Source organism: Bacillus sp. ChL18 (assembly GCF_026241425.1).
GTDB classification, from domain to species: Bacteria; Bacillota; Bacilli; order Bacillales; family Bacillaceae; genus Bacillus; species Bacillus velezensis.
On the sequence record NZ_JAPHWE010000002.1, the window covers coordinates 759,275 to 783,139 of the forward strand.

General features: G+C 49.3%; 29 protein-coding genes and 1 other RNA gene. 26 read left to right on the forward strand and 4 right to left on the reverse strand.

What is annotated here, in order from left to right; all coding sequences use genetic code 11:
• Window positions 1–105: 105 nt before the first annotated feature.
• The 9 genes from OQ477_RS14810 to OQ477_RS14850 all read left to right on the forward strand — a co-directional run bounded on the left by OQ477_RS14810 (window position 106) and on the right by OQ477_RS14850 (window position 7,950).
• Window positions 106–1,251: a betaine/proline/choline family ABC transporter ATP-binding protein gene (locus OQ477_RS14810; RefSeq protein WP_265972976.1), complete on the forward strand. Its 1,146-nt coding sequence runs from the start codon at window positions 106–108 to the stop codon at window positions 1,249–1,251.
• Between the two features lie 16 nt (window positions 1,252–1,267).
• Entirely contained in the window at window positions 1,268–1,921 is a 654-nt protein-coding gene (locus OQ477_RS14815) for an ABC transporter permease (protein WP_265972978.1), read from the forward strand.
• A 14-nt stretch (window positions 1,922–1,935) separates the two neighbouring features.
• On the forward strand, window positions 1,936–2,853 hold the full coding sequence (locus OQ477_RS14820) for an osmoprotectant ABC transporter substrate-binding protein (protein WP_416346533.1): 918 nt from the start codon (window positions 1,936–1,938) through the stop codon (window positions 2,851–2,853).
• 18 nt (window positions 2,854–2,871) lie between these two features.
• Complete coding sequence (locus OQ477_RS14825) at window positions 2,872–3,549, forward strand: ABC transporter permease (protein WP_265972980.1); 678 nt, start codon at window positions 2,872–2,874, stop codon at window positions 3,547–3,549.
• Window positions 3,550–3,660: 111 nt separating this feature from the next.
• Window positions 3,661–4,374, forward strand: a complete 714-nt coding sequence (locus OQ477_RS14830; RefSeq protein WP_265972982.1) for a lantibiotic protection ABC transporter ATP-binding protein — start codon at window positions 3,661–3,663, stop codon at window positions 4,372–4,374.
• Window positions 4,371–5,105, forward strand: a complete 735-nt coding sequence (locus tag OQ477_RS14835) for a lantibiotic immunity ABC transporter MutE/EpiE family permease subunit (protein WP_265972984.1) — start codon at window positions 4,371–4,373, stop codon at window positions 5,103–5,105. The genes OQ477_RS14830 and OQ477_RS14835 overlap by 4 nt, the downstream gene beginning before the upstream one ends.
• A complete protein-coding gene (locus OQ477_RS14840) occupies window positions 5,102–5,872 on the forward strand; it encodes a lantibiotic immunity ABC transporter MutG family permease subunit (RefSeq protein WP_265972986.1) in 771 nt (256 codons plus the stop codon). The genes OQ477_RS14835 and OQ477_RS14840 overlap by 4 nt, the downstream gene beginning before the upstream one ends.
• 21 nt (window positions 5,873–5,893) lie before the next feature.
• Window positions 5,894–6,556 carry a response regulator transcription factor gene (locus OQ477_RS14845; protein WP_007613820.1) on the forward strand — a complete coding sequence of 221 codons (663 nt, stop codon included), beginning with the start codon at window positions 5,894–5,896 and terminating at the stop codon, window positions 6,554–6,556.
• Complete coding sequence (locus OQ477_RS14850) at window positions 6,547–7,950, forward strand: sensor histidine kinase (protein ID WP_265972988.1); 1,404 nt, start codon at window positions 6,547–6,549, stop codon at window positions 7,948–7,950. The genes OQ477_RS14845 and OQ477_RS14850 overlap by 10 nt, the downstream gene beginning before the upstream one ends.
• 84 nt (window positions 7,951–8,034) lie before the next feature.
• Here OQ477_RS14850 and OQ477_RS14855 read toward each other — a convergent pair whose 3' ends face one another.
• The 3 genes from OQ477_RS14855 to OQ477_RS14865 form a co-directional block, all read right to left on the reverse strand.
• Window positions 8,035–8,352: a winged helix-turn-helix transcriptional regulator gene (locus OQ477_RS14855; RefSeq protein ID WP_007613812.1), complete on the reverse strand. Its 318-nt coding sequence runs from the start codon at window positions 8,350–8,352 to the stop codon at window positions 8,035–8,037.
• 81 nt (window positions 8,353–8,433) lie between these two features.
• Window positions 8,434–8,865: a helix-turn-helix domain-containing protein gene (locus OQ477_RS14860; RefSeq protein ID WP_003151674.1), complete on the reverse strand. Its 432-nt coding sequence runs from the start codon at window positions 8,863–8,865 to the stop codon at window positions 8,434–8,436.
• 24 nt (window positions 8,866–8,889) lie between these two features.
• Complete coding sequence (locus OQ477_RS14865; protein WP_003151677.1) at window positions 8,890–9,300, reverse strand: helix-turn-helix domain-containing protein; 411 nt, start codon at window positions 9,298–9,300, stop codon at window positions 8,890–8,892.
• Between the two features lie 195 nt (window positions 9,301–9,495).
• Here OQ477_RS14865 and OQ477_RS14870 point away from each other — a divergent pair, with 195 nt between their 5' ends.
• The 8 genes from OQ477_RS14870 to OQ477_RS14905 all read left to right on the forward strand — a co-directional run bounded on the left by OQ477_RS14870 (window position 9,496) and on the right by OQ477_RS14905 (window position 15,675).
• Window positions 9,496–9,681 carry a helix-turn-helix domain-containing protein gene (locus OQ477_RS14870; protein ID WP_265973229.1) on the forward strand — a complete coding sequence of 62 codons (186 nt, stop codon included), beginning with the start codon at window positions 9,496–9,498 and terminating at the stop codon, window positions 9,679–9,681.
• Window positions 9,682–9,804: 123 nt separating this feature from the next.
• A complete protein-coding gene (gene secG / locus OQ477_RS14875) occupies window positions 9,805–10,035 on the forward strand; it encodes a preprotein translocase subunit SecG (protein ID WP_003151681.1) in 231 nt (76 codons plus the stop codon).
• A gap of 118 nt (window positions 10,036–10,153) precedes the next feature.
• Window positions 10,154–10,894, forward strand: a complete 741-nt coding sequence (locus OQ477_RS14880) for an alpha/beta hydrolase (RefSeq protein ID WP_265972990.1) — start codon at window positions 10,154–10,156, stop codon at window positions 10,892–10,894.
• Window positions 10,895–10,912: 18 nt separating this feature from the next.
• Window positions 10,913–13,246: a ribonuclease R gene (gene rnr / locus OQ477_RS14885; protein WP_265972992.1), complete on the forward strand. Its 2,334-nt coding sequence runs from the start codon at window positions 10,913–10,915 to the stop codon at window positions 13,244–13,246.
• Window positions 13,247–13,385: 139 nt separating this feature from the next.
• Window positions 13,386–13,856, forward strand: coding sequence for an SsrA-binding protein (smpB, locus tag OQ477_RS14890; RefSeq protein WP_003151688.1), 471 nt, complete (start codon window positions 13,386–13,388; stop codon window positions 13,854–13,856).
• A gap of 167 nt (window positions 13,857–14,023) precedes the next feature.
• Window positions 14,024–14,386, forward strand: a transfer-messenger RNA (tmRNA) gene (gene ssrA, locus OQ477_RS14895).
• A gap of 74 nt (window positions 14,387–14,460) precedes the next feature.
• Window positions 14,461–14,766, forward strand: coding sequence for a barstar family protein (locus OQ477_RS14900; protein ID WP_265972995.1), 306 nt, complete (start codon window positions 14,461–14,463; stop codon window positions 14,764–14,766).
• Window positions 14,767–14,880: 114 nt separating this feature from the next.
• On the forward strand, window positions 14,881–15,675 hold the full coding sequence (locus OQ477_RS14905) for an SDR family NAD(P)-dependent oxidoreductase (RefSeq protein WP_038459853.1): 795 nt from the start codon (window positions 14,881–14,883) through the stop codon (window positions 15,673–15,675).
• 38 nt (window positions 15,676–15,713) lie between these two features.
• On the opposite strand, the gene OQ477_RS14910 is transcribed toward OQ477_RS14905, so the two are convergent.
• Window positions 15,714–16,604 carry a LysR family transcriptional regulator gene (locus tag OQ477_RS14910; protein ID WP_265972998.1) on the reverse strand — a complete coding sequence of 297 codons (891 nt, stop codon included), beginning with the start codon at window positions 16,602–16,604 and terminating at the stop codon, window positions 15,714–15,716.
• Between the two features lie 152 nt (window positions 16,605–16,756).
• On the opposite strand from OQ477_RS14910, the gene OQ477_RS14915 reads away from it, so the two are divergent.
• The 9 genes from OQ477_RS14915 to OQ477_RS14955 are packed head-to-tail and all read left to right on the forward strand — an operon-like array spanning window position 16,757 to window position 23,814.
• Complete coding sequence (locus OQ477_RS14915) at window positions 16,757–17,293, forward strand: GNAT family N-acetyltransferase (protein WP_265973000.1); 537 nt, start codon at window positions 16,757–16,759, stop codon at window positions 17,291–17,293.
• Window positions 17,293–18,108, forward strand: a complete 816-nt coding sequence (locus OQ477_RS14920; protein WP_265973001.1) for an amino acid ABC transporter substrate-binding protein — start codon at window positions 17,293–17,295, stop codon at window positions 18,106–18,108. Before OQ477_RS14915 ends, OQ477_RS14920 begins: the two co-directional genes overlap by 1 nt.
• Window positions 18,109–18,129: 21 nt before the next feature.
• Window positions 18,130–18,942 carry an amino acid ABC transporter substrate-binding protein gene (locus tag OQ477_RS14925; RefSeq protein WP_265973002.1) on the forward strand — a complete coding sequence of 271 codons (813 nt, stop codon included), beginning with the start codon at window positions 18,130–18,132 and terminating at the stop codon, window positions 18,940–18,942.
• A 22-nt stretch (window positions 18,943–18,964) separates the two neighbouring features.
• Complete coding sequence (locus OQ477_RS14930) at window positions 18,965–19,687, forward strand: amino acid ABC transporter permease (RefSeq protein WP_265973003.1); 723 nt, start codon at window positions 18,965–18,967, stop codon at window positions 19,685–19,687.
• Window positions 19,688–19,702: 15 nt separating this feature from the next.
• Window positions 19,703–20,410 (forward strand): amino acid ABC transporter permease, encoded by a 708-nt coding sequence (locus tag OQ477_RS14935; RefSeq protein WP_265973005.1) that lies wholly within the window; start codon window positions 19,703–19,705, stop codon window positions 20,408–20,410.
• Window positions 20,407–21,186, forward strand: a complete 780-nt coding sequence (locus OQ477_RS14940; RefSeq protein ID WP_007613788.1) for an amino acid ABC transporter ATP-binding protein — start codon at window positions 20,407–20,409, stop codon at window positions 21,184–21,186. Before OQ477_RS14935 ends, OQ477_RS14940 begins: the two co-directional genes overlap by 4 nt.
• Window positions 21,183–22,190 (forward strand): LLM class flavin-dependent oxidoreductase, encoded by a 1,008-nt coding sequence (locus OQ477_RS14945; protein WP_265973008.1) that lies wholly within the window; start codon window positions 21,183–21,185, stop codon window positions 22,188–22,190. Before OQ477_RS14940 ends, OQ477_RS14945 begins: the two co-directional genes overlap by 4 nt.
• Window positions 22,191–22,201: 11 nt before the next feature.
• Entirely contained in the window at window positions 22,202–22,489 is a 288-nt protein-coding gene (locus tag OQ477_RS14950; RefSeq protein WP_265973010.1) for a glutaredoxin family protein, read from the forward strand.
• Entirely contained in the window at window positions 22,486–23,814 is a 1,329-nt protein-coding gene (locus OQ477_RS14955) for an LLM class flavin-dependent oxidoreductase (protein WP_265973011.1), read from the forward strand. Before OQ477_RS14950 ends, OQ477_RS14955 begins: the two co-directional genes overlap by 4 nt.
• The last annotated feature ends 51 nt before the right edge of the window (window positions 23,815–23,865 follow it).

A 23,865-nucleotide genomic window follows, 5' to 3' on the forward strand; every position in this document is an offset into this window, starting at 1 on the left:
TTTTAATTTACAAAGTTTAATTTATAATGGGAAACGTTCAATTATCTGAAAAGTTAAATTTGATTTTAACGAATTGAATAAACTTAATCATGGAGGTGTGAGTGTTTGCTGACATTAGAAAATGTCTCGAAAACGTATAAAGGCGGGAAAAAAGCCGTCAACAGCATCAACCTGAATATCGCCAAAGGCGAATTTATTTGTTTTATCGGACCGAGCGGCTGCGGCAAAACGACGACGATGAAAATGATCAACCGCTTAATTGAACCGACAGAAGGCAGAATCCTGATAGAGGGCCGAAACATTTTGGAACAAGACCCGGTGGAACTCAGAAGAAGCATCGGCTATGTCATCCAGCAGATCGGGCTGTTTCCGCATATGACCATTCAGCAGAACATTACGCTCGTTCCGAAGCTTTTAAAGCATCCTGCCGAAAAACGGAAGGAACGGGCGCGGGAGCTTTTAAAGCTCGTTGATATGGGGCCTGAATATTTAGACCGTTACCCTCATGAACTGAGCGGAGGACAGCAGCAGCGAATAGGTGTATTACGGGCACTTGCCGCAGAGCCGCCGCTCATCTTAATGGATGAACCGTTCGGGGCGCTTGACCCGATTACGAGAGATTCCCTTCAGGAAGAATTTAAAAAACTGCAAAAAACCTTACATAAAACCATCGTATTTGTTACCCATGATATGGACGAAGCCATCAAGCTTGCGGACAGAATCGTCATTCTGAAAGCGGGAGAAATCGTCCAGGCCGGAACGCCTGATGAGATTCTCAGATTTCCGGCGAATGAATTTGTTGAGGAGTTTATCGGCAAGGAACGGCTGATCCAATCATCCAGCCCTGAAATTGAACGGGTGGAGCAGATCATGAATCCCGATCCCGTGACGGTAACACCTGAGAAAACACTGTCAGCCGCCATTCAGCTGATGCGTGCCGAGCGGGTGGATTCGCTGCTCGTCATTGATGAAAAGAACGTTCTCCAAGGTTATGTCGATGTGGAGATGATTGACCGCAAACGAAGACAGGCGGTAACCGTCGCGGAAGTGCTTGAACGGGATCTGTACACGGTCAGAAGCGGCACTCTGCTTCGCGACGCCGTCCATAAAATTTTAAAAAGAGGCATGAAATTTGTGCCGGTCCTTGATGAAGCCGGCCGTTTAACGGGAATCGTGACAAGGGCAAGCCTCGTTGACATCGTCTATGACTCCATCTGGGGAGAAGAGAATCAGCTCGCGGTGATGTCATGAGGGGGCTTCAATTGATATGAATCAGACCGTGCAATTTTTACAGGCAAATGGAGGAGAGATGCTTTATAAAACATGGGAGCATCTATACATCTCATTAATCGCCGTCATGGCGGGCATTCTCGCCGCCGTTCCGCTCGGCGTCCTGCTGACGAGGATGAAAAGAGGAGCCGGCGCCGTCATCGGCATCGTCAACATCATTCAAACCTTGCCGAGCCTTGCCATTCTTGCGTTTTTTATTCCGCTTTTAGGCGTAGGAAAGGTCCCGGCCGTTGCGGCGCTGTTTTTCTATTCCATGCTGCCGATTCTCAGAAACACGTATACGGGGATTCTCGGCGTCAATCGGCATCTTCTGGAATCGGGAAAAGGGATCGGCATGACGGCATGGGAGCAAATCAGGCTTGTAGAGCTCCCGCTTGCCGCTCCGGTCATCATGGCGGGCATCCGGACGTCTTCGATTTATTTAATCGGCTGGGCGACGCTCGCCTCCTTTATCGGCGGAGGCGGACTGGGAGATTACATTTTTATCGGCTTGAACCTTTATCAGCCGGAGTATATTATCGCAGGCGCTGTTCCGGTCACGATGCTGGCGGCCGCTGTCGATTATATGCTGGGGATGACAGAACGGAAAGTCACGCCTGACGGGCTGAAGAGCATAAAGAATGCTTCATAAGGAGGAGGTCTCTCATGGGGAATAGATGCAAAAAACGGCTGCTCGCAATTGCCTGTATCGGCATGCTGCTCCTTGGCGGATGCTCGCTCCCGGGGTTGAGCGCCGCATCGGAGGATACCATTAAAATCGGCGCGCAAAGCATGACCGAATCAGAAATCATCGCGAGCATGCTCGGGCAGATGATCGAACATCACAGCGGGTTGAAAACATCCGTTATTAAAAATCTCGGCTCCAACGCCGTACAGCAGCAATCCTTGATCAACGGTGATATTGATATCGCCGCTACACGCTATACAGGTGACGCGCTGACCGGGACGCTTCGCATGGAGCCGGAAAAAGACCCGGAAAAAGCGCTGCGGCTCGTTCAGCGTGAATTTCAAAACAGATATGACATGAAATGGTTTGATTCTTACGGCTTTGATAATACATACGTCTTTACCGTTTCCGGACAGCTTGCCCGCAAGTACCATTTAGAATCGGTATCCGATGTCAAAAAAGAAGCGTCTCATCTGAAATTCGGCGTAGATAACTACTGGATGAAGCTGAGAGGCAACGGATATCAGGATTTTATGAAAACGTACGGAATGTCATTTGAAGGCACGTATCCGATGCAGATCGGCCTCGTTTACGACGCGCTGAAAAGCAGAAAGATGGATATCGCGCTCGCTTATTCCACCGACGGAAGAATCATCGCTTACGGACTGAAAACGCTGAAGGATGATAAGCGGTTCTTTCCTCCGTATGACTGTTCACCCGTCGTTCCGGATCATGTATTAAAAGAGCATCCCGAACTGGAGGGCGTGATCAATAAAATGATCGGCGCGATTGATACAAAGATGATGCAGAAAATGAATTACGAAGTTGACGGCCGATTAAAAGAGCCGTCCGTCGTGGCTAAGGAATATTTAGAAAAACATCATTACTTTGAATAACGGAAAGGAGATGTGCGGATGGACACGATGAAGGAGCTGTTTACGTATTACGCTCAAAACGGCAGCTATGTTCTGTATGAGTGCTGGCGGCACTTTCTCATGTCGGCGTACGGCGTCGTTTTCGCCGCCGTTTTCGCCATTCCGGCCGGAATTGTGACAGCAAGGCACGGGCGTCTCGCCGGCTGGGTGTTTGCTGTGGCGAACGTGATTCAAACCGTTCCGGCGCTTGCGATGCTCGCCGTCCTGATGCTCGTTATGGGACTCGGCGCCAATACGGTCATCACGGCTTTGTTTTTGTATTCCCTGCTGCCGATTCTCAGAAATACGCACACGGGCATTATCAATATCGAGCACGCTTATCTCGAGTCGGGAAAAGCGATGGGTATGACGAAATACCAAATCCTTTGTATGGTGGAGCTGCCGCTTGCGCTTTCCGTCATTATGGCGGGTCTCCGAACGGCGCTCGTCATTGCCATCGGCATCACGGCGATCGGCACCTTCGTCGGGGCGGGCGGCCTCGGCGATATGATCGTCAGAGGATCGAACGCGACAAACGGAACCGCCATTATTCTGGCGGGCGCCATCCCGACCGCGCTGATGGCGGTAGCCGCAGACCTGCTGATGGCGTGGCTGGAACGAGCCCTCAGCCCTGTGAAAAAACAAAAAAGAAAGCTGATCGTACGCTCAGCCTCATGAAAAAAAGCATTCTTCCGCGTGAAGGATGCTTTTTTTTGATTTCTTGATTAAATTTTGATAACTGCGCTGTAAAGTCTTACATATCAAATAACAAAGCAGAGGGGTAATCAAATGAGCAACATCATAGAAACGAGACAGCTGCAAAAATCATTCGGCAGACAACAGGCAGTGGCTGATGTGTCTCTATCGGTTAAGCGCAACAGTATATACGGCCTGCTCGGTCCGAACGGCGCGGGAAAATCAACGACACTTAAAATATTGACCGGCATGCTGCAGCAAACATCCGGCGAGGTTCTGTTCGACGGACATACATGGAAGCGCGAAGATTTGAAAAGCATCGGTTCCCTCATTGAAGCGCCGCCGCTTTACAGCAACCTGACAGCCGCTGAAAATCTGAAAGTCCGCTGCGTGATGCTCGGAATACCTGATTCAAGAATTGCGGAAGTGCTGGAAATCACGGGATTAACGGGAACCGGAAAAAAGCGCGCCGGACAATTTTCCATGGGGATGAAACAGCGTCTCGGCATTGCGTTAGCATTATTAAACCGTCCGTCGCTTTTAATTCTTGATGAGCCGACAAACGGATTGGACCCGATGGGAATTCAGGATTTGCGGGAATTTATCCGCTCCCTGCCCGGACAGGGAATAACGGTTATTTTATCAAGCCACCTGTTATCAGAAGTCGAGCAGATCGCAGACCATATCGGAATCATCAGTGACGGCGTTTTAGGATATCAGGGAGAAATCAGCCGGGAAGACGATCTGGAGCGGCTGTTTCTGGAGGTTGTCAAATCAACACGGGAGAAAGCGGGGACTGGGAAATGATTCAGTACATGCAGGCGGAACATCTTACATCTAAAAGAACATTTATCAGAAAGCTGATCATTCTTATCCCTCTTCTGAACACGGCTTTTTCTTTTCTGCTGAATGCCGCCTATTTTATGACGGGCACGTTCAATTGGTGGGCGGTTATTTTCATGCCGCTCATGATTGCTCTAATGTGCGGTTTATCTGTTAAAAAAGAGAAAAAATCAGCGAATGACCGTGCGGTGTACTCACTGCCGGCTGACTTGAAGAGCATTTGGTTCTCAAAAATAAGCTTGATCGCGCTGTATTCACTCCTGTCGCAAATCGTCTTTTTAGTCATCGTGTTTTTGCTTGGCCTTGTGTTTCCGGCAATTGCTGCGGTTCAGCTGAAAGGTATTGAAGCAAGCTCCCTTTTGTGGCTGTCTGCGCTTTGGGAAATCCCGTTCTGCTTATGGATTGCCAGACAGTTTGGGTTTACGGCAGTCATTCTCATCAATATGATCGCCGCCTTTGTTTTAGGCATTGTGCCTGCGTCAGGCTCATTGTGGTGGCTGAGTCCATGGAGCTGGTCAGTCCGGCTGATGTCACCGATTCTCGGGATCCATCCGAACGGAATTCCGCTTCCCGCAAACAGCGGCTTATTAAACGGAAACGTGATCATTCCGGCTATTATTCTTTCTATTCTTTCTTTTATCGCAATAAGTTTTGTTTCCGCCGCGTCTTTTTCAAAAGGGGGAAACCGGTCATGACCGTGCTTTTACGATATATGTGGGCCGATGTATTAAAAATGAAGCGCACGCCGCTCATATGGATGCATGCTGCGGCACCGGTTTTATGCGCGGGATTTTTCCTGTTGTATATGTATGGAAGGGTTCAGGAGCCTTATATGCTGTACAGTGTGTTTTTCAGCGTGATTGCTGTTTTATACCCTTTAATCATCAGTATTGTCTGCGGCATGTCTGCCTCGGTTGAGGAACAGGCGGGCCATTTTCAGATGATGCTGGCGGTTCCGTATTCTAAAATCGTCAGTTTTGCGGGCAAGCTGCTTCTATTGCTGCTCTTGAATGTGTTATCGATAGGTCTCGCCATCTGTCTTTATTTGGCGGGGATGAAATTTGTTCTTCACATCAATGATCTCCCGTATCTTCTCTTTTTAAAAGGAGGGGCGTGGCTGATTGCCGGCAGTATTCCGCTCTATATGATGTCTTTTTTTGTCGGCATAAAGTACGGCATGGGACCGTCCGGGCTTTTAGGGGGTGCGGGTTTATTAATGGCGGCGCTCATGAATACGGGACTTGGCGATATCATCTGGCGTTTTTTCCCGTGGGCATGGAGCGTACGGCTTTCAGGCCTTGCAGGACTGCTGCATTTTGACAAAGTCAAAAAAGAGTTCCTCCCTTATGTAAGATACGATATGAGATTCGGAGAAATAATGTTATATTTTTCTATAGTGATATTAAGTCTGGCCGGCCTCTATTGGTGCAGAAGATGGGAAGGGCGGCGTTCATATGAATAAAGGCAGGGAGCGATTCGGCCGGTGGCAAACATTTTAGCGATTGATGATGAAAAAGATATTCTCGTTCTGATCAGAAACATTTTACAGCGTGATCAGCATACAGTAACGATTCTGGAAAAAGCGGAGGATCAGTCATTGGATTTTTTTCAAGGCTATGATTTGATTCTTCTTGATGTCATGATGCCCGGAACGGACGGGATTGAACTCTGCCGGCGGATTCGGCCGCTGGTGGACAGCCCGATCCTGTTTTTAACGGCAAAGTCTGACGAAGAATCCATTGTGAAAGGCCTCATGACAGGCGCTGATGATTACATCACAAAGCCGTTCGGCGTACAGGAATTGATGGCAAGGGTAAACGCGCATGTCAGAAGGGAACGGCGGGAAAAGCATCAGACGAAACGGCTGATATCTGGCTTCATGTTTGATTTTGACAATAAAGAAGTATGGATTGATGACCGGAAACTGCCTCTTACGAAAAATGAATATAAAATCGTTGAATGTCTGGCACAGCATAAAAACAGAACATTCTCACGGGAGCAGATTTACGAGGAAGTGTACGGCTTGGACGGCGATGCGCTCTATTCAACCATTACGGAGTTTATCAGAACCATCCGGAAAAAATGTAAAGAACACGGGGCTGATCCGATCAAAACGGTGTGGGGTGTCGGATACAAATGGGAATAGCAAAAGGAAAATCCAGCATCCGCAAAGAGCTTGTTAAATTTACCATCACGCTGTGTCTGAGCACGATGGGGGTGGCGGCATTATGTGTCGCCTTAAATGCCATTGCCATGAATGCCGGAGCGATCCTGCCCGCAAACTACAGCGAGCATGAGGCGGAACAGATCAAACCCCGCCTGAAATCAGCGGAAAAGATAACAGAAGACATGATCCCCGCAGGTATGACATACGCCGTTTTTGATAAAAAAACAAAGCGGATGACAAAAGGAACGATGACGGAACAAGATGCGGCCAACGCCAGAAAAAAGATTCAGCATCAGCCGTATTTTAATTATGCTCAAAAAGGATTCATGGTGATAAATCGGAAAGATGAATATGGCGTTCTCCAATATTCACTCAGGTCGGAATTTCAGTCGCCGCTGTTAAGGCGCTATCTGCCGAATTATGAATGGACGGGGCTTACGATTCTGATCACTTTGCTTCTTTTGACCGTTTTTATTGTGACGACGCGTTTCGCCAATCAGCTGAGACGGCATTTCAGCACACTCAGCTCCATTACGGCAAGCATTCAAAAACAGAACTTAAATATCAATCCAAAAAGGTCGCGTATAAAAGAATTTGACGATGTCATTGATTCTCTGCTGAAAATGAAAGACGCGCTTCAAGCATCTCTGGCGGCGCAGTGGGAGGCGGAGCGGATAAAGAAAGAACAGATCGGCGCGCTTGCGCATGATATTAAAATTCCGGCAACGATCATTAAAGGAAATGCCGAGCTGCTTCAGTTAACAGAACCTGATGAGGAGCAGGCGGAATATGCGCAGTATATTCTGGATGCCGGTAACAAAATCGAGCATTATGTCGGACAGCTGATCCAGCTTTCTAAAGCGGAGGAGGCAGTTGCCGTTCATGTGGAATATACCGGCCTCAAAGAGTGGATTCAAAACATATATCGTGACGCGGCGGCGCTTGCGGGGCCGAAGCAGATTGATCTCGTCCTCAGCGAACGGGGAATTGACCGAAAAGAAGCGCCGATCGATCATGAGCTGCTCCACAGGGCGGTCATGAATATCGCGGCAAATGCCGTCGACTATACGCCGGAAGGAGGGGAAATCCGTGTGGACGTCCTGTGCACCGATTCCGCCCTCCATCTTGCCGTATCCGACAGCGGAAGCGGGTTCTCACCGGAAGCGCTGAAAAGAGCGACACAGCTTTTTTACACGGAGGATAAAAGCAGACATTCGGCGGGGCATCACGGCATGGGGCTTACATTCGCCCATCATGTCGTACATCTTCACCACGGCGAATTAATACTTGAAAATCAGGAGTCTGGAGGAGCCCGGGCGGAGATTCGAATTCCGCTGGAAGGCGTCAGACAAAAACAAGCCCTGCACGCCTGAGGGCTTGTTTTTCTGTTTAAGAAAAGCAAAAATAAAAACGGCTGTCCGTTTGAGAGATCAGCCGCTTATGCGGAAAAGAGTTTATTAGGAAGGATCAATCCATTGTGAAGACCACTTGGAAATTTCCTCTAAAATAGGGGCTAATGCGCAGCCTTTTTCCGTTAATGAATACTCAATGCGGACAGGCGTTTCGGGGATAACATCCCGTTTGATGACACCTTCTGTTTCAAGTTCTTTCAGACGTTCTGACAAGACTCTTCCGCTTAAATTCGGAAGCGCCGCTTCAATTTCGCTAAATCGCTGCTGTCCGTTCAATAACTGAAAGACGATTAGAGCCACCCAGCGTTTACTTAGGATGTCGACCGCTTTTTCGAATCTGGGGCACATTTCTGATTGGTTCATGCTTTTTCACCTCGTCTTCTGCTATTATACCGCAAAATCGGAGGGAACGTACGTCTGGCGCTTGTTAAGTTGAGGAGAGGATCAAAAAGAGGATGAGGAATCCGGGGAGCGCTTTTTCGCTTCAGCCGCGATAAAATCAAAGTATTTGCTGACGCTTTCAATATCTTCTTTTGTGAAGTGCTGCCACTTTTTGCTGTCAAACAGGGGCAAATGCTCCGCACCTCTGTCAACGGCGGTCTGATAGATGGCGCAGATGGATTGATAGCTTTCGGAGGTTTCGCGGATTTCCTCCTGAAATGCCTTGATGTGTCCGGCCCGCGCCATTAACTCCTCGTACGGAATTTTTAATGTGTCCGCCAATTTTCTGATGGTCGCGGGTTTAGGAATGCCGCGGTGCCCGTTTTCAATTCTGGAAATGGTCGCCGAGCTGACGCCGGAATAGACGGCAAGCTGATTGACGGTAAGCTTCCGGGCGCGGCGCAGCTCTCTTAATTGCTTTCCGAATGTGTTCAATAAGATCGCCTCACATGTGCAAAGTCATGAGTCTTCGTTTGTTCTTTTTTTGGCTTCCGCCGATAAGAACGCAAAGTATTTATCAAGCAGAACCAAGTCTTCTTTCGACAGGTGCCGCCAGTTCTCCCGCTCCAAAAGGGATAAATCATGCAGCTCATACGTTTCGGCTTTTTCCAGCAAGGTGCAGCCCGTGTCGTACGGGGCTCTCGTTTCCTGGACGGTCTCTATGTATCCCGCCGTCTGCATCAGTTCCTCATACGGGATTTTTAACGCATCTGCGAGCTTTTTAATGGTTGCAGGTTTCGGCACCCCGCGTTTGCCGTTTTCAATCCGCGAGATTCCCGCGGCGCTGACGCCTGAATATGTTGCCAGCTGGTTCACTGTCAGATGCCGTTTTTCCCGCAATGTCCGCAATTGTTTCCCGAAGCTTTCCACAGTCTCTCCCCCTCCCGCGGTCTATTTATATTCTAGTATGTTTATTGACTAAAGGGAATAGCCAGGCTGGAAAAGTATTGACAAAAGTTAACAAAAGCCGTATCTTATGTATAAGAAAGAAAGTATTTGACAGAACGGAAGGTGAAGAAAGTGGTCGAAAAGATACAGATCAGAAGAGATTATGTGCTGCAGTATATGGTCAATAATGACTACTCGTTAAACCAGCTCGCCCTGGAGATCGGAATATCTCCCGCCACACTGAGCCGTGTACTGAATGGAGAGCGGAGGCCGGGCCAGCTGGTCATCGGAAAAATGCTCTATTACTTTGACATGAAATTTGAAGATCTTTTTTACTACGACTTTATTGACAAAAGTCAATGATGATGGAAGATTCACACGCATTTCCGTTTTTCTGACATGATGTGCACCGATACGGCGTGACATGCCTTTGTTTTTCATGTAAAATAGAAGCAATGTAGGCCAGTCAGTCTGGAGGTGTATGGGATGCACACATTATTGATTACCTTATTGGTTATCGTCAGTATTGCACTTATTATTGTCGTATTGCTTCAAACCAGCAAAAGCGCCGGATTATCGGGTGCAATTTCAGGCGGGGCGGAGCAGCTTTTCGGAAAACAGAAAGCAAGGGGCCTTGATCTGATTCTTCACCGCACAACCGTTGTGCTGGCAGTCTTGTTTTTCGTGTTGACGATTTCGCTGGCGTATATCGTATAAGGCAATGTTTGTATAAGGTCTGATTTAATATCAGGCCTTTTTCTTGTTGAGAGACGGCGTTTGTTTCTCGCAAAACTGTGGAAAACTAAATTGAATGTGCAAAAAAGGGGTTATGAGCATGAAAATTGTGACACCAAAACCATTTACATTTAAAGGCGGACACAAAGCGGTGCTTCTGCTGCACGGATTTACGGGAAATACGGCAGACGTCAGAATGCTCGGCCGCTACTTGAATGAGCGCGGCTACACTTGTCACGCGCCTCAATATAAAGGGCACGGCGTTCCGCCGGAAGAGCTGGTACATACGGGGCCTGAAGATTGGTGGAAAGACGTCATGGACGGTTATGAATATTTACGGTCTGAAGGCTATGAAAACATTGCGGCCTGCGGACTGTCGCTTGGCGGGGTTTTTTCATTGAAATTGGGTTACACTGTACCCATAAAGGGAATTGTTCCTATGTGTGCGCCGATGCACATTAAAAGTGAAGAGGTTATGTGCGAAGGAGTTCTCTCCTACGCGCGCAATTATAAAAAATTCGAAGGAAAACAGCCGGAGCAGATTGAAAAGGAAATGAAGGAGTTTGAAAAAACACCGATGAATACGCTCAAATCGCTTCAGGAGCTGATTGCTGATGTGCGAAAAAACGTCGACATGATCTATTCCCCGACATTTGTGGTTCAGGCACGGCATGACCATATGATTAATACAGAAAGTGCGAACATCATTTACAACGAGGTGGAAACGGACGACAAACAGCTGAAATGGTATGAAGAATCAGGCCATGTCATTACGCTCGATAAAGAACGGGACCTCGTTCATCAGGATGTGTACGAATTTTTAGAGAAACTCGATTGGTAACAAACAGGAGGTCGAATAATGGAAAAAGAAGCGTTTATGGACCGTCTTCTCGCGTTTATGAAGGAAGAGGCGTACAAGCCCCTTACCGTTCAGGAACTCGAGGAGATGCTGAACATCACGGAAGCAGATGAATTTAAAGAGCTGGTAAAAGCGCTGGTGGCGCTCGAGGAGACTGGACAGATCGTCCGCACCAGAAGCAACCGCTACGGGCTTCCGGAAAAAATGAATTTAGTAAAAGGAAAAATTTCCGCGCATGCAAAGGGATTCGCGTTTCTATTGCCGGAGGATACCTCTTTAAGCGATGTGTTTATTCCGCCGAATGAGCTGAATACGGCCATGAACGGCGATATCGTCATGGTGCGGCTCAATTCCCAGTCAAGCGGATCGAGACAGGAAGGCACGGTCATCCGCATCCTGGAAAGAAGCATCGACCGCGTCGTGGGCACATACACAGAAACGAAAAGCTTCGGCTTTGTCATCCCGGATGATAAGAAAATCACGAGTGATATTTTTATTCCGAAACATGCCAATAACGGCGCTGCGGAAGGCCATAAAGTCGTCGTCAAACTGACAAGCTACCCTGAAGGCAGAATGAACGCCGAAGGAGAAATCGTTGAAATACTCGGCCATAAAAATGATCCGGGCATCGATATTTTATCCATCATCCATAAGCACGGCCTGCCGGGAGATTTTCCGGCTGAAGTGATGGAGCAGGCAACAAGCACGCCCGATACCATCGATGAAAAAGACATTAAAGACCGCCGTGATCTCCGCGATCAGGTCATTGTCACCATTGACGGCGCGGATGCGAAGGATCTGGATGACGCCGTCACCGTGACAAAGCTTGATAACGGCAGCTACAAGCTCGGCGTTCATATTGCCGATGTCAGCCATTACGTCACGGAGAATTCCCCGATTGACAAAGAAGCGCTGGAAAGAGGGACAAGCGTGTACTTGGTTGACCGGGTCATTCCGATGATTCCGCACAGACTGTCTAACGGAATCTGTTCTTTAAATCCGAAGGTCGACCGGCTGACGCTTTCCTGCGAAATGACAATCAACCAGCAGGGACAGGTGACAGAGCACGAGATCTTCCAAAGCGTCATCAAAACGACGGAAAGAATGACCTATTCAGATGTCAACCGGATCCTCACAGAAGACGACGCCGAGCTGAAAGAAAGATACGAGCCGCTCGTCCCGATGTTTAAAGACATGGAACGTCTGGCGGAAATTCTCCGGGCGAAACGGATGGACCGCGGCGCCGTGGATTTTGATTTCAAAGAGGCGAAGGTGCTCGTCGATGAGGAAGGCGCCGTTAAAGACGTCGTCATCAGAGAGCGCTCAGTAGCGGAAAAGCTGATTGAAGAATTCATGCTTGTGGCAAACGAAACGGTGGCCGAGCACTTCCATTGGATGAACGTGCCGTTTATTTACCGGATTCACGAAGAGCCGAACGCCGAAAAACTGCAAAAGTTCTTGGAGTTCGTCACGACATTCGGTTATATCGTCAAAGGGAAAGCCGGAGACATTCATCCGCGCGCGCTGCAAAGCATTCTTGACGAAGTGCGGGACCGTCCGGAAGAAACGGTGATTTCAACCGTCATGCTCCGTTCCATGAAGCAGGCGAAATACGACCCGCAAAGCCTGGGCCATTTCGGGCTGGCGACTGAATTTTATACGCACTTCACATCGCCGATCCGCCGTTATCCTGACTTAATCGTTCACAGGCTGATCAGAACGTATTTGATCAACGGACAATCGGACGAAGCGACTCAAGAAAAGTGGGCCGAACGCCTTCCGGAAATCGCTGATCATACGTCAACGATGGAACGTCGCGCCGTTGATGCAGAGCGGGAAACGGACGATCTGAAAAAAGCGGAATATATGCTTGATAAAATCGGTGAGGAATTTGACGGCATGATCAGTTCCGTCACGAATTTCGGAATGTTTGTCGAGCTGCCGAATACGATTGAAGGGCTTGTGCACGTCAGCTTTATGACGGATGATTATTACCGTTTTGACGAGCAGCATTTCGCCATGATCGGTGAACGCACGGGCAACGTTTACCGCATCGGAGACGAAATCACGGTCAAAGTCGTCGACGTCAATAAAGATGAGAGAAACATCGACTTTGAAATTGTCGGCATGAAAGGCACCCGCCGTCTGAGAGAAACGACAGGCGACCGCAGAAAACGCGGCAGACCGGCGCGGAAACGCGTGTTAAACAGCAATACCCCGGCTTCACCGCCGAAATCGGAGGAAAAAGGGGAATGGTTTACAAAACCGAAGAAGAAAAAGAAAAAACGCGGTTTCCAAAACGCGCCGAAACAAAAACGCAAAAAGAAGAAGTAAATGCGAAAAGCAAATGGGGCAAAATGCTCTGTTTGCTTTCTTTCGCAAGCCGCATTTTCATTGTCGCGGGACGCTCCATTTGCTAAAATAAAGCGTATCGCACACATGAACGGTTTTTGCGGAGAGAGGAGGATAAGGCATGCCAAAAGGATCAGGCAAAGTATTATCGCAAAACAAAAAAGCAAACCATGATTACTTTATAGAAGAAACCTATGAAACAGGCATCGTGCTGCAGGGAACAGAGATTAAGTCCATCCGCGCCGGCCGCGTAAACATGAAGGATTCCTTTGCGAAAATCGAGCGCGGCGAAGTGTTCCTCCACAACATGCACATCAGCCCGTACGAGCAGGGAAACCGCTATAACCACGACCCGCTCCGGACGAGAAAGCTTTTGATGCACCGGAAAGAAATCAATAAGCTGATCGGCCTGACGAAAGAGAAAGGCTATTCCCTCGTGCCGCTGAAGCTGTACTTGAAAAACGGCTTTGCCAAAGTGTTAATCGGCCTTGGAAAAGGGAAGAAAACATACGATAAACGCGAAGATTTAAAACGAAAAGACGCCAAAAGAGAAATCGAAAGAGCGTTCAGAGACAGACAAAAAGGCTTCTGATGCCTGAGCCTTGATGTGATGACTGCCCTATGCTATACTGTTCACACATCAGATTCACAGGCTGTTTATTGAAGACATTCCCAATTGAATTTGTCTGTGATCATGATATAATAACAGTACAGCCAGTTGAGCAAGAGCTTGATAGATCTCCCGTATACCCTTAACAAGGGGACGTTACGGATTCGACAGGGATGGATCGAGCTTGAGCTGCGAGCCGAGAGGCGATCTCGTTAACACGCACCTAAATATAACTGGCAAAACTAAAAGTTTTAACCAAAACTTAGCACTAGCTGCCTAATAAACGCAGCGAGCTCTTCCTGACATTGCCTATGTGTCCGTGAAGAGCACATCCAAGTAGGCTACGCTTGCGTTCCCGTCTGAGAACGTAAGAAGAGACTGACAGACTAGCTCTCGGAAGGCCCGCCCGCAGGCACGAAGACGAGTGAAACACGAAATATGCAGGCTACGCTCGTAGACGCTTAAGTAATCGATGTTTCTGGACGTGGGTTCGACTCCCACCGTCTCCATACATAACAGAGGAACCGCAGTGCCGTCACATGACGCACTGCGGTTTTTTCATGCCGAAAAAAAGGAGTGAATGTAAATGGAAATCGCCATCATAGACGGAAAAGATGTTACCAGCACAGAAGCTTTACACCGAATCTTAAAAGATCAATTAGATTTCCCGGACTTTTATGGTGAAAATCTGAATGCCTTATGGGATTGTCTGACAGGCTGGATAGAATATCCGCTGACTTTGGTGTGGAAGAATTTTGACATCAGTCAGAAGGAATTGGGTTCGGATGCTGATGATGTCTTGGAGCTGTTTCAAGAGGCTCAAGAAGAGTTAGGGAATCGGTTTGTCATTCAAATCGATCAGCCGTCAGCCGGGACAACGGACAGGCACTAAAAAGTGCGTACTTCCCCTCATCCATTTTTCTATCCGATAATAGGGACGGAAGGTTTCAGGCTTTCGATTTCTGTCCATATATAAGAAGAGACTTGCGATAGGGAGGAATGGATGATGGATTTGCAGTTGAAAGGGAAGACGGCGCTTGTGACGGGATCTACGTCAGGCATCGGGAAGGCGATTGCGGCTTCGCTGATTGCAGAAGGTGCGGCCGTGATCATTAACGGACGCCGTGAAGAAAAGGTGAACGAAACGATCCGGGAACTAGAGAAACAGACGCCGGATGCCCGTCTCTATCCGGCCGCATTTGATTTAGGCACGGCGGAAGGATGCGGCGCGATTTTTCAGCAGTATCCGGATGTGGATATTCTCGTCAACAATTTAGGAATCTTTGAACCTGCGGAATACTTTGATATTCCTGACGAAGAGTGGCTCCGGTTTTTCGAGGTGAATATCATGAGCGGCGTGCGGCTGACACGCCGGTATGCAAAGCGGATGATTGAACGGAAGGAAGGGCGGGTGATCTTTATCGCGAGTGAAGCGGCCGTCATGCCTTCTCAGGAAATGGCTCATTACAGCGCCACGAAAACGACGCAGCTGTCGCTGTCACGCAGCCTGGCCGAGCTCACGGAAGGGACGAATGTGACGGTGAATACAGTCATGCCCGGCTCCACGAAAACAGAGGGCGTCGAAACAATGCTCGAATCGCTTTACCCCGGTGAAAACCTGAGTGCGGCGGAGGCGGAGAAACGATTTATGAAGGAGAATCGTCCGACGTCCATCATTCAGCGGTTGATCCGTCCGGAAGAAATCGCTCACTTTGTTGCCTTTTTAAGCAGCCCGCTGTCGTCTGCCATTAACGGATCTGCATTGCGGATCGACGGCGGCTTGGTGCGGAGCATTATATAAGATGAACGTACAAAAACCCCCGTAAAGCGGGGGTTTTTTTAATACGGATCACGCTGAAACCGGCCGATGATCCTGCTGATTAAATCTTTTGTGGCGGAGTCAAAATGCTCTTCTTTTTGGTTTGTCAACAGCCCGACCGGCGGTGAAATTGTTAAGTTATGGATCGGAATGACCTTCGTGCCCTCGATCGGTTCTGAGTGCGCCGTCGCCGTAAAGATTGAGACACCGATATGTTCCCTGACATAGTATTGATGAGCCATGCTGCTGGTCAGCTCCATTTTTCGATAGCGGCTGCCGATGGCCCGCTGCAGGTGCTGTTCAATTTGAATCCGGATCGGGCAATTGGCGGGCGTAAAAATCAAACATTCATTTTCTAAATCCTCGAGATTAACGCTTGCTTTGGCGGCAAGGGGATGTCTGTCTGACACGATGACATTGAGCGAGTCATGGAAAAACGGATCGAAATAATTTTCCAGAATCAGCTCCGGCTCGCCGCATACGGCAAAATCAATGGCGCCCTCCAGCAGTTTGCGGCTGCATGTATTGGCATCATCCACGCTGACATTGACCGACATGTCAGGATAATCATGTAAGAAACCCCGCAGTACGGCAGGGAAGATCAGGCTTGCCGTCGGTTCGGATATGCCGATCTGAATAAGGCCGGCCTGGCCCTGTCTGATATCGGCCAGAGTATGGTCAAGCACCTCGTATTGCGCGAGAAGCTGCCCGGCCCGCTCATGAAACAGCCGCCCCGCCCTTGTCAGCTTCAGCTTCTTTCCCCGTTCAAACAGCTGCGCGCCTACATCCTGTTCCAGCTGTTTAATCCGCATTGAAATCGTCGGCTGTGAGTAGTTCAGAATTTCGGCGGCCTTATAAAAGCTGCCTGACTGTACGATCGTATGAAACGTTTTAATGGTGCGTAATTCCAATGAAATCCCCTCCCGGCTGTTCATTAATTTTCTTGAACCTTTCCTTTACTTTTTTTGATTAGTCAAATAAATCAGTTTGCTTTATAGTATAAACAATCAAAGCTTAGTAAACAAATTGGAATTATATATTTTTGCGGGGGAGAGTGACCGGAATGAGTGAAGACATATTTCGATTGGCTGAGAAAAAGGATGCGCCGGAGTTTTTAGAGCTGCTGTACAGCGCGTTTCAGCCGATCCGCAATTTGGAGATTGACTGGCCGTCGGCGCGGGCCGACATCGATATGGTAACAGAAAATATTGAAAATCATTCAGCCGTCGTGCTCGAACGGGACGGACGGCTTCTTTCAACCATTACGATCCGTTTTCCGTGGGAGAGTGACACGCCTCCGTCAAAATATCCGTTTGTCTGGTGGTTTGCGACGCTTCCTGAGCTGAAGGGGCAGGGCATCGGCAGCAAACTTTTGACTTATGTGGAGGAACACGTGCTGCGGGATACGCTGAAGGCCCCGGCCATCACGCTCGGCACTTCGGCACGCAAGCATCCCTGGCTTGTAGATATGTACAGACGGAGGGGGTATGAAGTGTATTTTGAGCAGGAGAAAGACGGAGACATCGGAGTCATGATGAGAAAGGTGCTCATACCGGAGCGGTTTGACGCGTCGCTGTTAGGCACACCGAGCTGGGCGTAATGATAAAAAAACGGATCAGAGCCGGCTGTCTGCTTCTGCTGCTCGGCGTGCTGGCCGGGTGCGGGCAAGGAGAAAGCACAAAAGCGGGGAGCGGCGTGCAGACCGTCATTGTCGGCACGGGAACTGATTTTCCGAACATTGCTTTTATGGATGAAAAAGGCGAGCTGACCGGCTATGACATTGAAGTGATGAAAGCCATTGATAAACAGCTGCCGCAATACAAATTTGTCTTTAAGACGATGGATTTCTCGAATCTGCTCACAAGTCTTGCAAACCGGAAAATTGACGTGATCGCGCACAATATGGCGAAAAATAAGGAACGGGAGAAACGCTTTTTGTATCACAAGATCCCGTATAACTACTCGCCGATGTATATCACGGTGAAGGCGGATAATAACGCGATACACACGCTCCGGGATTTAAAAGGGAAAACCGTCATCGTCGGCGCGACGTCAAACGCGGCGGATTATATGACGGCATACAACAAAACCCACGGCAGCCCGATACATTTGAAATACGCCGGGCAGGGCAGCAATGATACAGCAAACCAAATGGAGACGGGACGCGCTGACGCCACCGTATCCACGCCGTTTGCCGTTGATTTTCAAAATAAGACGCACGCGTTCAAACAAAAGACGGTCGGTGATGTGCTGCTGGATACCGAGGTGTATTTTATGTTCAATAAAAACAGCCAAACCTTGGCGGACGATACAGATCGGGCGATTCAAAAGCTGGAGAAGGACGGCACATTGAAAAGGCTGAGTGAAAAATGGCTCGGCGCGGATTATTCAAAATCAAGTTTCACGAATAACTGAAGCAGAAAACGGGGCGATCACATGAAAATAAGACTGGCGGTCATGTCATTAACAATTGCCGCAACGGCGGCGTTATCAGCCTGCGGCGCGGGCGGGGAGGCGGCATCAGGCAATCAGAAAAACGTGAAGAACATTACGGTCGGCACCGGCACTCAATTTCCGAATATTTGCTTTATTGATGATAAAGGCAAATTGACGGGCTACGACGTTGAGCTGGTGAAAGAGCTTGACAGGCGCCTGCCGGACTATCGTTTCACTTTTAAAACGATGGATTTCTCCAACCTGCTTGTCAGCCTCGGCCAGCATAAAGTCGATATCGTAGCCCATCAAATGGAGAAAAGCGCTGAACGGGAGAAAAAATTTCTGTTCAATCAAGTCGCGTATAACAACTTCCCGCTGAAAATCACGGTGCTTCAAGAAAACGGGAACATTCACGGCATTGAGGACTTGAAAGGAAAGCGGGTCATTACGAGTCCGACGTCAAACGGCGCGCTTGTGCTGAAGAAATGGAATGAAAAACACGGCAGTCCGTTTGAAATCGCTTATGCCGGCCAAGGCTCCAACGATGCGGCCAATCAGCTGAAATCCGGCCGCGCCGATGCGACGATTTCAACACCGTTTGCCGTCGATTTCCAAAACAAAACGAGCGCGATCAAAGAAAAAACAGTCGGCGGGGTGCTGTCAAATGCCAAAGTGTTCTTTATGTTTAACAAAAATGAACAAACGCTGAGCGATGACATTGATAAAGCCCTGCAGGAAATCATTGATGACGGCACGCTTAAAAAGCTGAGTGAAAAGTGGCTCGGCGCGGATTATTCAAAGGAGCAATATTAAGTGAAAAAGAGAGGGATCGGCAATGGAAAAAGCGTTTGATATCAGTATGATCGCGTCCTTTGTGCCGACATTGCTCGGGTATTTGCCCGTCACGCTGTATATATTGGCGGTGTCTTTGCTGTTCGGCTTTCTATTGGGGCTGCTTTTGGCGCTGCCCCGGATCTATCGCATTCCCGTTTTGAATCAGTTTGCGAAGCTGTATATCTCTTTTTTCAGAGGAACGCCCATCATGGTGCAGCTGTTCATTGTATTTTACGGCATTCCGGCGCTCACGGCGCTCGCCGGAATTGATACCTCCAAAATGGACCCTTTGTATGCGGCCATCGCCACGTACGCGCTGAGCAGCGCGGCAAGAGCGGCCGAAATCATCAGGGGAGGTGTGAACAGCGTCGAACGCGGGCAGGCGGAGGCGGCGTTCAGCATCGGGCTGAACGGGGGGCAGACATTCCGGCGCATCATTCTGCCGCAGGCGCTTGTGCAGGCCTTTCCCAACATCGGGAATATGGTGATCGGTTTCTTAAAAGATACATCACTCGCTTTTTCGATCGGGGTGATGGATATGTCGGGCAGAGGACAGACCTTGATTACATCGAGCAATCATTCTTTAGAAGTGTATATCTCGCTTTCTGTTCTGTATTATGCGGCCGCCCTTTTATTTGAATGTGTCTTCAGATGGGCCGAAAAACGAATCAAGAAAGATGAGACGCGCCTTGTGACGGTTTTTGACATGAGCGCGCACGGCTGAAAAGGAGGGAGAACAGTGGAGCTGGACATTCCGTTTATCGGCACTGCGATAAAACAAATGATGAAAACCGTTCCGCTTACATTGGCAATGACGGTCATTCCGATTATTGCCGGATTTTTCATAGCTCTCGGCAATATCATGGTGCGTATATTCCGCATCAAATGGCTGCTGGCCTGCTCAGCGTTTTACGTGTCTTTTTTCCGCAGCACCCCGGCAATTCTCCATATTATGCTGATTTATTTAGGGGTTCCGCTGATTGCCGATCAATTCAGCCGCACGTTTCATCTCGGCTGGTCGGCCAATCAGATTCCGGTCGCCGTGTTTGTCATCATGGCACTGTCATTAACGGCAGGCGCTTATATGACGGAAATTCTCCGATCCGGGATCATGGCCGTCGATACGGGGCAGGCGGAGGCGGCATATTCAATCGGCCTGACGCGGGGACAGATGATTCGGCGCGTGGTTCTGCCGCAGGCGTTCATGATATCGCTGCCGAACTTCACCAATATAGGCATCGGCTTTTTGCATACCACTTCCATCGCGGCCATTGTTGCGGTGCCTGAAATTACAGGAACGGCGACGATTGCGGCATCCGATAACTATGCGTTTCTGGAAGCATTTATCGGGGCGGCCGTGATTTATTGGGGATTAACGCTGATTCTCGAAGCTGTAAACAGTCTGGCGGAAAAAAGGGCAGCCAGATATCAAGGAGGCGCATTATGATCGAAATCCGAAACATTCAAAAACATTTTGGCAGTCATCACGTGTTAAAGGGGATCAATTTAAGTGTCCGGAAAGGAGAAGTCGTGACCATCATCGGCCCGAGCGGTTCCGGGAAAACCACTTTTCTGCGCTGCCTTAATTTACTTGAGCGGCCGGATGAGGGCGCCATTTCGCTGCACGGTGAAGTCATTAACTGCAAAAAGCCTGCCAAAAAAGACATTCTCAGACTGAGGAAACAGACGGCGATGGTTTTTCAGCAATATCATTTGTTTTCGCATAAAACGGCGATTCAAAATGTCATGGAAGGCCTGACGGTCGCAAGGAAAATGAAAAAACCAGATGCGTACGCCATTGCCGAGCGGGAACTGGCCAAGGTGGGGCTTCAAGATAAATTGCACGCCTATCCGAATCAACTGTCGGGAGGACAAAAGCAGCGGGTCGGGATTGCCCGGGCGCTTGCCATTCATCCTGATGTCATGCTGTTTGACGAACCGACCGCAGCCCTCGATCCGGAGCTTGTCGGCGAGGTGCTCGAGGTGATGCTTAACATTGTGCGGACCGGCGCCACCATGATCATTGTCACACATGAAATGGAGTTTGCCAGAAGAGTGTCCGACCAAATTGTGTTTATGGATGAAGGAGCAATCGTGGAACAAGGAACGCCTGAGGAAGTCTTTTACAAGACGAAAAAAGAAAGAACGAAGAAGTTCCTCCGCCGCGTGCTGCCTGATTACGGTTATGACATAAAAGAGCGCATAAAGGAGCCTGTCGTATGATTCGTTTAAGCATTTTAGACCAAAGTGTCACCGCGGAAAACCAAACCGCAGAAGAAGCCTTGCGGCAAACGGTGAAATTGGCTCAGGAGGCCGAACAATACGGATATGACCGTTTCTGGGCGGCGGAGCATCATAACAATGAAGAGATAGCGGGATCAGCGCCGGAAATTGTTCTGGGGTATCTTGCCGCAAGCACGAAAAAAATCCGTCTCGCATCCGGCGGGGTGATGCTGCAGCATTACAGTCCTTATAAAGTGGCGGAGCAGTTCCGGGTTCTGTCCGCCCTTGCTCCCGGCCGTGTGGCGCTCGGTGTCGGCAAAGCGCCCGGCGGATTTCAGCTGTCAACCGATGCATTGCAGCGGGAGCTAATCCAGCCCGCCCGTTTGTTTGAAGAAAAGCTTGAGGAGCTGACTCATTTCATCCGAAATGATTTTCCGGACTCGCACCGCTACGCGTCATTGCGGCCGGCGCCGCATACTGAGTATGCGCCTGACATCTTTTTGCTCGGCGGCAGCGCGGAAAGCGCGATATCCGCGGCCAAACTCGGCATTTCCTTCGTTTTCGCCTATTTCATAAACGGTGAAGAGGCTGCGTTAGAAAAAGCGCGCCACGCCTTTGACGAGCATCTGCCGAAAGGATCGAAGGCGGAATTTCACCTTGCGCCGATGGTATTTACCGCGCATACAAAAGCAGAAGCGGAAAAACACGTGGTATCGCGTGAGTCGGTCAAAATCATTCTCGAAGACGGCAAAAAGGTGAATGTCGGTTCCAGGGAACAAGCGGAAGCGTTTCTTGAACAAGTCACGCAGCCGTATAAGCTGATTACACAGAAGACGGGTGTGATTGCCGGGACAAAAGAAGAGACAGCCGCCGAGCTGAGACGATTATCGGTTCAATACAGCATTACTGATTTTGTGATTTTGTCGCCTATTAAAAATGTTGAGGAAAAACGATTGTCTTATCGGCTGTTAAGCGAAGCGGTGCAGCCGGTCCCACAATTATAGGAGGGATGAACATGAGTCATGAAGTAAACGTAGTGGTCTGGAGCAAACAGGGCTGCTCCTATTGCGATGAAGTGAAAGGATATTTGCGGGAAAAAGCCGTGGCATACGAAACAATTGATGTGACAGAACGGGACGAATTGCGTGACGTGCTGCAGATGAAGTACGGCATCCGTCATGTCCCCGTCGTTGAAATCGGCAGCGGTGACAGCCGTGTGTATCAGGCCGTTACTCAAGTCGGCATTGAACATGTAGAACGGGCGCTTGCCGATTACGAGGGGAAAGAGGGGGAGAGAAAATGAGCCGGACGGATCTTATTCAATTCGGAGCCATGATTCACGGTGTCGGCGGCACAACGGACGGCTGGCGTCATCCCGACGCCGATCCGACAGCAAGCACGAATGCGGCGTTTTACAGGCAAAAAGCGCAGACTGCTGAAAGAGGGCTGTTCAGCTTTGCTTTTATTGCGGACGGCTTGTTCATTTCTGAAAAGTCCATCCCGCATTTCTTAAATCGGTTTGAGCCGATCACCATTTTATCGGCGCTTGCCGCCTCTACAACCCATCTTGGTTTAATCGGCACATTTTCCACATCGTTCACTGAGCCGTTCACCATCGCAAGACAGCTGATGTCTCTTGACCATATCAGCGGCGGCCGGGCGGGCTGGAATCTCGTCACCTCTCCGCAGGCGGGAGCCGCGCGCAATCACAGCAAAGAAAGCCTTCCCGACCACAGCCGGCGCTACGCCATCGCCCAGGAACATGTGGACGTGGTGCGCGGTCTGTGGAATTCCTGGGAAGAAGATGCCTTCGTCCGCAACAAAGAAACCGGGCAATTTTTTGACCCTGACAAACTGCATCGCCTGTATCACAAAGGCGAGTATTTTCAAGTGGAGGGTCCGCTGAATATCGGCCGGTCCAAACAGGGAGAGCCGGTCGTTTTCCAAGCGGGGTCTTCAGAAACCGGCCGGTCGTTTGCCGCGAGGAATGCAGATGCAGTCTTTACGCACTCCAATTCACTTGAGGAAACGAAGGCTTTTTATGATGATGTGAAGAAGCGGGCGGCGGATTACGGCCGGGACGCTTCCAAGCTGCGGATTTTTCCGGGAATCAGTCCGATTATAGCCGGCTCACAGGAAGAAGCGGAAGCGAAATACCAAGAATTCGCCGAGCTGATTCCCATAGAGAACGCTGTTAAGTATGTGGCCAGATTTTTTGACGATTATGATCTGAGCCAGTTTCCATTGGATGAGCCGTTTCCTGATTTGGGCGACGTCGGGAAAAACGCGTTTCAAAGCACGACAGACCGTATCAAAAGAGAGGCGAAAACCCGGAATCTTACGCTGCGTCAAGTGGCGCGCGAAGCCGCGTTTCCGCGAACCAACTTTATCGGGACACCGGAACGTGTGGCGTCATTAATTGAAACATGGTTTCAGCGGGAAGCGGCGGACGGGTTTATCATTCACTCTGACATCCCGGGCATGCTTGAAGCCTTTGTGGATCATGTCATACCGATCCTTCAGGAAAAGGGGCTGTACCGAAAAAGCTATCCGGCCGATACACTGCGGGGGAATCTCGGATTGGATATTCCGGCCTGCAGACCCAATCCGATTTTGAGCAGAAACTAAATGTTTCTGCTTTTTCTGCTGCTTGCCATTCCCGTCATTACAGCCTTTTTT

Coding starts and splice junctions, on each gene's coding strand:
- OQ477_RS14870 (WP_265973229.1), top strand. CDS start 9,496: ATGGTCAATAATGACTACTCGTTAAACCAGCTCGCCCTGGAGATCGGA.
- OQ477_RS14945 (WP_265973008.1), top strand. CDS start 21,183: ATGATTCGTTTAAGCATTTTAGACCAAAGTGTCACCGCGGAAAACCAA.
- OQ477_RS14915 (WP_265973000.1), top strand. CDS start 16,757: ATGAGTGAAGACATATTTCGATTGGCTGAGAAAAAGGATGCGCCGGAG.
- OQ477_RS14920 (WP_265973001.1), top strand. CDS start 17,293: ATGATAAAAAAACGGATCAGAGCCGGCTGTCTGCTTCTGCTGCTCGGC.
- OQ477_RS14820 (WP_416346533.1), top strand. CDS start 1,936: ATGGGGAATAGATGCAAAAAACGGCTGCTCGCAATTGCCTGTATCGGC.
- OQ477_RS14925 (WP_265973002.1), top strand. CDS start 18,130: ATGAAAATAAGACTGGCGGTCATGTCATTAACAATTGCCGCAACGGCG.
- OQ477_RS14905 (WP_038459853.1), top strand. CDS start 14,881: ATGGATTTGCAGTTGAAAGGGAAGACGGCGCTTGTGACGGGATCTACG.
- OQ477_RS14825 (WP_265972980.1), top strand. CDS start 2,872: ATGGACACGATGAAGGAGCTGTTTACGTATTACGCTCAAAACGGCAGC.
- OQ477_RS14900 (WP_265972995.1), top strand. CDS start 14,461: ATGGAAATCGCCATCATAGACGGAAAAGATGTTACCAGCACAGAAGCT.
- OQ477_RS14815 (WP_265972978.1), top strand. CDS start 1,268: ATGAATCAGACCGTGCAATTTTTACAGGCAAATGGAGGAGAGATGCTT.
- OQ477_RS14880 (WP_265972990.1), top strand. CDS start 10,154: ATGAAAATTGTGACACCAAAACCATTTACATTTAAAGGCGGACACAAA.
- OQ477_RS14930 (WP_265973003.1), top strand. CDS start 18,965: ATGGAAAAAGCGTTTGATATCAGTATGATCGCGTCCTTTGTGCCGACA.
- OQ477_RS14955 (WP_265973011.1), top strand. CDS start 22,486: ATGAGCCGGACGGATCTTATTCAATTCGGAGCCATGATTCACGGTGTC.
- OQ477_RS14950 (WP_265973010.1), top strand. CDS start 22,202: ATGAGTCATGAAGTAAACGTAGTGGTCTGGAGCAAACAGGGCTGCTCC.
- OQ477_RS14830 (WP_265972982.1), top strand. CDS start 3,661: ATGAGCAACATCATAGAAACGAGACAGCTGCAAAAATCATTCGGCAGA.
- rnr (WP_265972992.1), top strand. CDS start 10,913: ATGGAAAAAGAAGCGTTTATGGACCGTCTTCTCGCGTTTATGAAGGAA.
- smpB (WP_003151688.1), top strand. CDS start 13,386: ATGCCAAAAGGATCAGGCAAAGTATTATCGCAAAACAAAAAAGCAAAC.
- OQ477_RS14855 (WP_007613812.1), bottom strand. CDS start 8,352: ATGAACCAATCAGAAATGTGCCCCAGATTCGAAAAAGCGGTCGACATC.
- OQ477_RS14850 (WP_265972988.1), top strand. CDS start 6,547: ATGGGAATAGCAAAAGGAAAATCCAGCATCCGCAAAGAGCTTGTTAAA.
- OQ477_RS14835 (WP_265972984.1), top strand. CDS start 4,371: ATGATTCAGTACATGCAGGCGGAACATCTTACATCTAAAAGAACATTT.
- OQ477_RS14840 (WP_265972986.1), top strand. CDS start 5,102: ATGACCGTGCTTTTACGATATATGTGGGCCGATGTATTAAAAATGAAG.
- OQ477_RS14940 (WP_007613788.1), top strand. CDS start 20,407: ATGATCGAAATCCGAAACATTCAAAAACATTTTGGCAGTCATCACGTG.
- secG (WP_003151681.1), top strand. CDS start 9,805: ATGCACACATTATTGATTACCTTATTGGTTATCGTCAGTATTGCACTT.